General features: G+C 47.2%; 11 protein-coding genes. 3 read left to right on the forward strand and 8 right to left on the reverse strand.

Features of this window, described 5'->3' with window-relative positions; all coding sequences use genetic code 11:
- The 8 genes from QUA24_RS26165 to QUA24_RS26200 form a co-directional block, all read right to left on the reverse strand.
- Window positions 1-836, reverse strand: an 836-nt coding sequence (locus tag QUA24_RS26165; protein WP_333233265.1) for a DUF5131 family protein, incomplete at its 3' end; no start/stop codon positions are given.
- 33 nt (window positions 837-869) lie between these two features.
- A complete protein-coding gene (locus tag QUA24_RS26170) occupies window positions 870-1,595 on the reverse strand; it encodes a hypothetical protein (protein ID WP_333233267.1) in 726 nt (241 codons plus the stop codon).
- On the reverse strand, window positions 1,586-2,056 hold the full coding sequence (locus QUA24_RS26175) for a hypothetical protein (RefSeq protein ID WP_333233269.1): 471 nt from the start codon (window positions 2,054-2,056) through the stop codon (window positions 1,586-1,588). The genes QUA24_RS26170 and QUA24_RS26175 overlap by 10 nt, the downstream gene beginning before the upstream one ends.
- Before the next feature lie 233 nt (window positions 2,057-2,289).
- Window positions 2,290-2,979: a hypothetical protein gene (locus tag QUA24_RS26180; protein ID WP_333233270.1), complete on the reverse strand. Its 690-nt coding sequence runs from the start codon at window positions 2,977-2,979 to the stop codon at window positions 2,290-2,292.
- A gap of 90 nt (window positions 2,980-3,069) precedes the next feature.
- A complete protein-coding gene (locus QUA24_RS26185; protein ID WP_333233272.1) occupies window positions 3,070-3,528 on the reverse strand; it encodes a hypothetical protein in 459 nt (152 codons plus the stop codon).
- Between the two features lie 76 nt (window positions 3,529-3,604).
- The gene (locus tag QUA24_RS26190; protein WP_333233274.1) at window positions 3,605-5,107 is read right to left on the reverse strand and encodes a hypothetical protein; all 1,503 of its coding nucleotides are present in this window, start codon (window positions 5,105-5,107) and stop codon (window positions 3,605-3,607) included.
- 99 nt (window positions 5,108-5,206) lie between these two features.
- Complete coding sequence (locus tag QUA24_RS26195; RefSeq protein WP_333233276.1) at window positions 5,207-5,527, reverse strand: hypothetical protein; 321 nt, start codon at window positions 5,525-5,527, stop codon at window positions 5,207-5,209.
- A gap of 144 nt (window positions 5,528-5,671) precedes the next feature.
- A complete protein-coding gene (locus QUA24_RS26200) occupies window positions 5,672-5,950 on the reverse strand; it encodes a zinc ribbon domain-containing protein (RefSeq protein ID WP_333233278.1) in 279 nt (92 codons plus the stop codon).
- A gap of 55 nt (window positions 5,951-6,005) precedes the next feature.
- Between QUA24_RS26200 and QUA24_RS26205 the strand changes: the two genes are divergently transcribed.
- The 3 genes from QUA24_RS26205 to QUA24_RS26215 form a co-directional block, all read left to right on the forward strand.
- Window positions 6,006-6,872, forward strand: a complete 867-nt coding sequence (locus QUA24_RS26205) for a hypothetical protein (RefSeq protein WP_333233279.1) — start codon at window positions 6,006-6,008, stop codon at window positions 6,870-6,872.
- A 41-nt stretch (window positions 6,873-6,913) separates the two neighbouring features.
- Window positions 6,914-7,321, forward strand: a complete 408-nt coding sequence (locus QUA24_RS26210) for a hypothetical protein (RefSeq protein ID WP_333233281.1) — start codon at window positions 6,914-6,916, stop codon at window positions 7,319-7,321.
- A gap of 101 nt (window positions 7,322-7,422) precedes the next feature.
- Window positions 7,423-8,214, forward strand: a 792-nt coding sequence (locus QUA24_RS26215) for a hypothetical protein (RefSeq protein WP_445242654.1), incomplete at its 3' end; no start/stop codon positions are given.

Below are 8,214 nucleotides of genomic sequence, written 5' to 3' on the forward strand. Positions count from 1 at the left end.
GATATGCCACCCTGTTGTACGTCGCTTTGATGTGTAAATAATCGGCAGTATTCGTCCCTGCTCGTACCCGATTGCAATTGCTCAACCAAGGGCGTTGAGTCCATCTGTCCCAACCCCTCCTGGCAATCCTCCAAATATTGCCTTCGGAATCGATCTCCAGTTCCTTGTTTAAAATCGCCTGATAGATAACTTCTTCGTGATGCTTGACGTATGGCATGATTCAGAAACTCCAATAAATCAATCTTTTCTAACAACGGCTCACAGCTTAAGAACCGAACTACTGCCGGAGTATTTAATAGGTGCGGGATGCGCTGGTCTACCACTTCTTGATTCTCAATCGATGTTCCCACCCATACGTTAGGCAACGGCCAACAACTTAAGCAGTTTAAATTCATAAGATCGGATGCTTTTTTTGTGACTCGATGAATTGTTGCCGGATCTGATAAATAGTGCTGCATCCGTTGTGGTCGTTTTGTTAAAATCTGAAAAGTGTGCTGTTGAGCTAACAACATAAAAACAAAAGCTTTGTCAATCCACTCATCGGGAACCCACTCTCCAAAAAGGTCAGTCATGGAGCACAGAAAAACTTTTTTACCTGATCGCATCCTAAGTAATTTTTCCATAACCACATCGTCAAAAATCAAGTTTTTCGGCGCTTTGCCGGCGTAGGGCAAATGACTAGCAAAGCTAAAGTAACTACTTTGGTTTTGCGCTTCAGGAAAACAATGCAGACAGCCAAGAGAAACTTTGTTGCAAAAATGTCCGCCGTTGCTGCCATCTTCGCGCACTATATGAATGGGATTAGCTGTGATATCAGTCCAATGAATTAAGCTCATTTTAGGTTTCCTCTTGTTGGTCTTAGTTAAAAGTTATGCAGGTTTGTCAGTGCCAAGCAATTTCTGCAAATCTTTGAGCGTCTGCCGCTTCCCCGAAGGATTTGCTAACTTATTAATGCGGGGTATTTCTTCCTTGACTCGCTCGAATGTCGGGGCTTCATCTGGGGTTCTGTAAAACAGTGGAATGTCATCTTTTGACAGCGACACAATTCTGGTCAATCCGCTGGTGTTAGATTTATCCCAACAGTAGATATTTGTCGGACATTGATCTGTTGCCCATTTTCCCTTGGCTGATTTTGTGTAACAAAACCGGGGAACGTTTAGGATGGTTGTCGGTGGGTGATGCTTGATGAAATCAACCCGATCGGCGCAAACTTCAAACCAATTTAACCTGAGTACCATTACCACCCCCCGCCGTGCGTGTTGATATGCGTTTTGCACGATCGGTGCGCTCAAATCACTGTATGGTGGGTTACTAAAAATCCAGTCAGCTTGAGGCAGTGTTTTCCAGTGTTCCGGTTGTGTCGCGTCGCCGTGGTAGTCGGCGGGTTTGGCTGGGTCAATGTCATTGAGCCAAACATTGAAGCCCGCTTCTGTCATGATTGAGGCGATCGCGCCATGACCCGCGCAAGGTTCCCCGATCATACCGGAGAAAGGAATGTGAGCTAAGGCTAATAAGGTTAGCCATGCGGGAGTTTCGTAGAAATCAAGCTCGTGTCTTCCTGATGCTTGATTAGCCTTATTTTGTGTCACGTACATTCTGCAAACTCCAATTGCAATTGACCAGGACTATAGGATTGCTCAAAAATTAAAGCGTCTAGAAATTGTTGAGCAAGTTTAAGTACGTTATCGCCCAAAGATTGTGCTGTACAATCTAAATTCAATAAATTTATTGATTCAGATTCATAAGCTTCTTCTCCTTTGCAGATCAATATTGTTTGCGTATCGTCATCATAATAGATGAAAAACTCTTGATATTTCGCTACAAATTCAAGGGTTAGATTGTCTACAAAATCAGCAACAAATTTCTTGGTAGTGAATTCAAAATCTAAACAGTCATTTTCCGAACCCAAGAAATAACTCAGCAAGCAAAAAGTTGCATCGGTTGGTGTAAACATTGGAACAGAATGGAACCAGTCAAGATGACTTTCGAGTGCGCGAACTTTTGCTTGTACCTTTTCTAACTTTTTGGGGCTCATTTTTGGTTCTGTTGGCTTCAAATTGTTGGCTGTCCGATCGCCCCATTGAACGGGAGCGGTATTCATCACTTGTGACCATTTGTAAGTATCGTTCAGCTAGTGCAGGGCCACTTTTTGGGTAGTCTGCCAAAAAATACGCGACTTGCTCTTGTACGCCATCTGGCAGGTTGTTGGGGACTTCAATAGTTGGGTATTGCATGGTTGTGAAGTGCGATCGGCTAGGTAGCAATTAACCACCTAGCCTTGGGTTGGAACTAGCTAGCGGACGGTAGGGCTCTGACATCTAGAGCATCGTCAACGGCGGCAAACGCTGGTTGGGAGTAAGCGTCACCACGCATAATGTATGCAGCTTCTTGTGGCGATAGATTGTCCAAGCACTGCATAGCCTTAGTACCATCCCAATCAACCATTTTTGACTGGCAACTAGCATCAGATAAAATTGCTGCGGCTTGCTCGATAATCGCCCAATCTTTTCGCTCTTGCCACGACCATTTCAAGCTGTAGTAATTAATGGGTTTTACTAATCCACTGTCGTCTGGCTTTTGACCCGAATGCTTGGCGAATTCAGGAATAAACAGCCCTGTTGCAGGCTCAACTCCGCGAGACTGAACTGATGCTACCAAGCGGTTAAAATCGTTCAAGCTACGGTTTTTGATGTATGTAACCATCACTGTTCCTTGGGGTAACTCACCGCTTTCTGCAATGAACCAAAGCTGACCCCATAAAGTATTTGACGTTTGACCTAAATCACCAAAGAACTTAGAGAACTTGAGGATTGTCATTGAACACTTAGAGCCGTAGTCCGTGTCACCGATCGCCCACTGACCGGATTGGCAATTGTTGCGAACTGCGATCGGAATTTCGGGGACTAAAAGCTCGTTAGCGGCTTTTGCACCAAATACGGAAAATGCGGGGCGTTGTTGTGTTTCGGCTTGCTTAGTCATGATTGTTTTTGAGTTAGTTAATTTGGTTGATTTGTTTTGGTTTTGTTGGCGGTTCTGTTCAGCCGTACCGCAGATTGGCGATCGCAATAATTACTGCTGTCCGTAAACTTCATTAAGAAGTAAGTCAGCGTAACTTAAAGCTTCTGAAATAATTTGCGTTTGCGTGTTGCGATTGTCCAGCACCTCTTGTACTGAAGTTAGAACATCATGGTCGTTTGCTGCGATGGACATGGCAGTGGTGTAAGCCATAGCGTCAGCTTGAATTAGCGCTGTTAATATCGGTGTCGCAACAGATAGGCGCAGTTGCCTTTTTTGGTGTTCGGCGAACATTGCCACTGCTTCTTGGGAATCCTTAACTTCTTGTTTTGCTTGTTCCGCTTGGCTGGTGGATGTTGATTGCAATTTTTGTTTGATTTGGCTTTCAATTGTGGACTCAATACTTTCCACAATGCTTTCTACTTCCGCTTGGTTGTCCGAGTTCCAGTGCAGGTCGGTTTGCTCCCAGAGGGTTTTGATGTAATGAAGTAAAGTGTCTGCGGCGTAGCCCATAGTTTGCGTGGTTAAGTTAATTTATTTTGGTTTCACCAGCCGTTTTACCGTTCCCGCTGGCCCTGAACAATGGTATTTATTTGATGCAAGATGTTTGCTTTTGCGTTTGTTTGCTTGCAGCAATGCGGTCAAGATATTTGCAAGCTAGCTCTTGTGAAAAGAACGGATGCCCAGTCACCCCTGTCGACGACCACGCCCACCAGCGACCGTCGCACTCTTGGCGGATGCGACCGATGCCGTTGTAGTCCTCGGTGTCGCGCTCAAAGTTGGTCGATAACTTAAAAACGAGAGGGTTAAACGTGCGACCAAGGTTCATTGCTTCGCGGACTTGGCGGTGTCGAATGTTGGGGTGCTTAGTTTCGCTAGCAGTAAACTCGTTGGAGAGCGCGATAAAAATTTCGTCATTGCGGATGTAAAATTGTCGAGTTGCGCCCTTCTTTCCGACAATCACCCCTCGCAGCAGCGGCGTCGCCCAGTGAATTGTGCCTTCGGGTTCCGGCTCAGATTGTTTTGCTGGCTGTTCTGGTTCGTCGTCACAGGTAGGTAAAATACTTGGATCGAAAGCTGTAATTTTAAACAAGCTCAATACGTCTGTTTTAAGTTCTTTCATTTGTGTTTCTAGTTGTTGGATTACTGGAGAAGGTTGTGGTTCGGGTTTGGGTTGACCGTAATATTTGATGTCTGCTTCAATCTGCCGTAAATGAGCGTAGGCGATTGCCTCTTCTTCTGAACCAATCACAGTTCGCTCAATAGCCAATTGAGCCTCCATTTCTAATTGCGGCAGATAAGCTATATCGTTGAATTTGCGATCGCCTTCGCTCTCCCTCGTAAAAGCTGTCATGAAATTATCGTCAGCCTTTGGCTTTGTCGCATGGGGTATAGATGCGATCGTAGCCTCCGGTAAAGCGGTCAATGCCGTCACCCGCCCGCGTCCGCGTCCGTTGTCACCTCGATTTGGAGGTGCGTCGTCGGTTGTTGTAGCGACGGTTCCGGGTGTTACAGGTTCGGTGATTGTCGGTTGAGCGACAGGAGCGCAGCGATCGCACTCACAGAGTCCGTAGGTAGCACTTGAGAACGAATGCTGACCGTTGAAAATATCAGCGCGGTAACGGAAAGGATGGTTGAAAGTTTTGGGTGCTTTGACTTGGTGCAGTTCGGGTTGGATTACGGTGATTTCTTTGAAGGTTGGCGCGGGTGTTTCTTTCGGTTGAGTGATCGGCGCTTCTACTTCTGTGGCAGGCTTGATCGTTTCGGTTTCGGGTTGAGCCTTAGCTACTGCGTCGTAGCAATCGGTTTTGGCTTCCCAGTGACCTCTAGTAACAGAGTTTGTTACCTTAGCGCCGCATTCGTAGCGGTTGTCGTCGAGCAAGATGGCAAAAGGACAAGTGGCGCAGGTCAGCGGGGTTACTGTGTGTTCTGGTTCTACTACGGGCTGCGGCATCGCTGCTACGATGCGCTTTTGGTAATCGCGGCGGCTGCGGGTGGTGGCGGTGGCTTTGAGTCCGAGAGAAGCGTGGATCTTCTGGATTTCGTTCCAGGTTAGGGCGTCGAGCGATTTTTGAGTGTGGAGTGGTAACATGGTGGTGTCTCACTGTAATGGTGGGCGATAAGCGGGCGGTCAGTGCAACTTTCTCAGGGGAACGCTGACCGCCTTTGCTATATTTCTAGTATGCAACCTTTAGTTGCACTTGTCAACCCCCAGTTGCAAGATTCTTTGAGACTCAAGGCAAAGTAATTCTGGGAACGAAACATCAAGGACTTGGCACAAACCTTGAATTAACTCAGGGGAAGCTCCCTTGACTTCGGGATCTGTCTCCATACGGTGCAAGTATTGCCGAGATACTGGAACCCCAGCCTCGGCTAACTTTCGCGCCAATTCCGTAAGCTTGACATCTCCCCGCAATCTTCTTAACTGGCGCTGTCTCGCCTCAGTCCAGCGAACTGACAAAATTTCACTTAGGGGTAGCATAACTATTTCTTTGATATCAGTATTTTCCATATTATTGCAACTAAAGGTTGACAAGTCAAGCAAAAAAGGGCTAGATTAGTACGTGTCAAGTAAAACCAACAAACCTCTGGATATTTACGCATCACAGAGGTTTTTAAAGTTGTTACTTGGAGTTTTGAACTAACAAATTTACGTTCACCGTCTGCGTGACGACCAGTAAAGTGCCGCAGCCGGAGGGGCAATCAAACCGGTAAAACCTAGAATTACCCGCCACTCAATATGATCCTCATCCGCAAACTGCGCCAACAAAAGCGCCAGAAACAAGCCCACAATGCACGACCCTAGCAAAATCAGGGCATCAGTTCCTTGAATTTGACTAGAGCGTTTGCCAGCAATGGGGGCTCCGCAGTGAGGACAAGCAGCAGCGGTGGTAGCAACTTTAGCTTTGCATTCGGGGCAATTAATTAAAGCCATAAGGTTTTCTCAGGGAATTTATCTGTTTTCAGTTTCTCAAACAAAGGAGTCAATTATGAACGCGATCGCAACTGAAATTTTGCTCGAATCCAAAACAGCCCGCGACGGACAGTTAACCCAAGTCAGCCATGAAGCGGCATCTGATGTACTCAGTAAAGCTAAAGCTTTGGTTTTTGCCTTGTGGCAGGGAACCGGTGCGGCTACTACCGAACAAATGGCCGAATACTACGATGTGCCAAGCGCCACGTTAAGACAATTATTTAAACGTCACCGCGACGAACTCGACTCTGATGGGGTGAAAGTATTGCGAGGTAAAGCTTTGAATGAAGTGAGTGACATGATGTCACTCACTTCCACGGCTAGCAATATCACCATCTGGACACCTCGCGCCGCCCTCCGTTTAGGAATGCTGCTGCGGGACTCCGATGTTGCCAAACAAGTTCGGACTGTGTTGCTGGATGTGGCTGAAGGCGATCGCATGGATCGCTCAACAACCTCGCAACCGCTACCCCCACAGTCATCACTTGACGTACTTGCTCAAAGTCTTCAGGCGCTTACTCAGGTTGCTCAGTCAATGGCGGAAGTAGAGCGACGGCAACGAGAACAGGAAGTAATTCTGACTCAACTGGTAGCTGGCAAAGAACAAGCCGAAGCGGAATTAGCAGCGCTGCCACTTTCACAGGAATCGCCCGCCGACATTCCAGCCAGAGGCCGCACCAATATGATCGTCCGCAACTACGCTCAGCGGAACAGCATTTCCTACCCGGCTATCTGGAGCAAACTTTACTTAGAACTTTACTATCGGTACAAGTTTGATGTGAAATCTCGGTGCCGGCGCAGCGGCCGCAAGCCGCTAGACCAAATAGAAGTTGATGGAATGTTGGAGGCTTTGTACGCGATCGCATCTGAAGTTCTGGCTTAGGCATAGACTTTTAGTGTGTCAACCAAGCCGAGGCAAACAAAATGCACAACAAACTAATCCAAATAATCACAGTCGCAGCCTTAAGCCTTGCCACTGCGGCACCGGTTCAAGCTCAACAGCCACAATGGGTAGAAATAGCTCAAACAGGAGGCGGCGATCGAGTCTTTTTCGACACCGCATCCCAAGTCCGACTATTCGACGCCGGAGTCAAGCAAAATACTTTTCGCACCGTGACCCTAGCCACTGTTCCCGGAAGGCGGTCTTTGCGATCGCGATATCAAGCCGATTGTTTCAAGGGAACTCTGGCATTGCGGGGACTCGAACTGGTGAACGCCCAAGGGACTCCGATCCGGGAAGTTCCCTTAGAGCGCGCGGACAAAGACCCGATCGTACCCGCGAAAGATACGATCGCAGCGGACATCTGGCAGTATGCGTGTTCTCAGTTTTAACGCTCCTCAAAGCAATCAACCCCGAACAGTAGAAATGATCGGGGTTGATAAATGGCAAGTTCGCAAATCCTACTCTTGAACTTTTCCAAAAATACAATACCATGCCATCGCAATTTTTACTCGAAGAAAATTCAATCCCGCTACCGCGAATGCTCGCCACTGCGATCGGACTTGAAGAAGCGGCCGTGCTGCAACAACTCTACTACTGCCTGCAAAACCCGAAACTGACGGGGACGCAAGCCAACGGGCAAAAGTGGATCAGAAATCCGATCAGATGCCGGGACTCAGAAAAACAGCAACGGGCGGAAGAACACGGTAAGGCGATCGACTGGTTGAGCAATTTCCCTTTCTTGTCTCCACACAAAATCAGAAGGATATTCGCCAAATTGGAACAGCTAGGTTTGGTCATCAGTACCAAGCTGAGGGCCGCAAAATGGGATCAATGTAAGTATTACTCCATCAACCAAGATAAGCTAACTGAGCTGCTGAAAAGCCTGTCACTACCGATTTGTCATTTTTCGACAAATCGATTTATCGAAACTGAACACATCGATTTGTCGTCTGTCCGCAAATCATATCAAATATACAATTCAACTATTCCTCTTCAAAATATAGAGAGAGAGCCGGGTGCGGAAAATAAAAACTGGGAGGAAGAAAAAGAAGCGAGCGAAGGCTTAACACTCCGTTTGGATAAAGAGCAAGAATTTGGCACAAGGGCAGGGGTTACTCGATCGGATAAAAGTTCCGCCACCGTCGCGTTCGGTTTTGAGCCGATCGCACCCAACGACTTGCGAGAATTCCAGTCCCAGTTAGAAGATTTGGGCAAACGACTGGGGCGTAAATCTCCGGTTGCTTGGGCGTTTACGATCGTCAAAAACCTGAGCACTGGTAAA

This window comes from Microcoleus sp. Pol12B5 (assembly GCF_036701335.1).
GTDB lineage: Bacteria > Cyanobacteriota > Cyanobacteriia > Cyanobacteriales > Microcoleaceae > Microcoleus.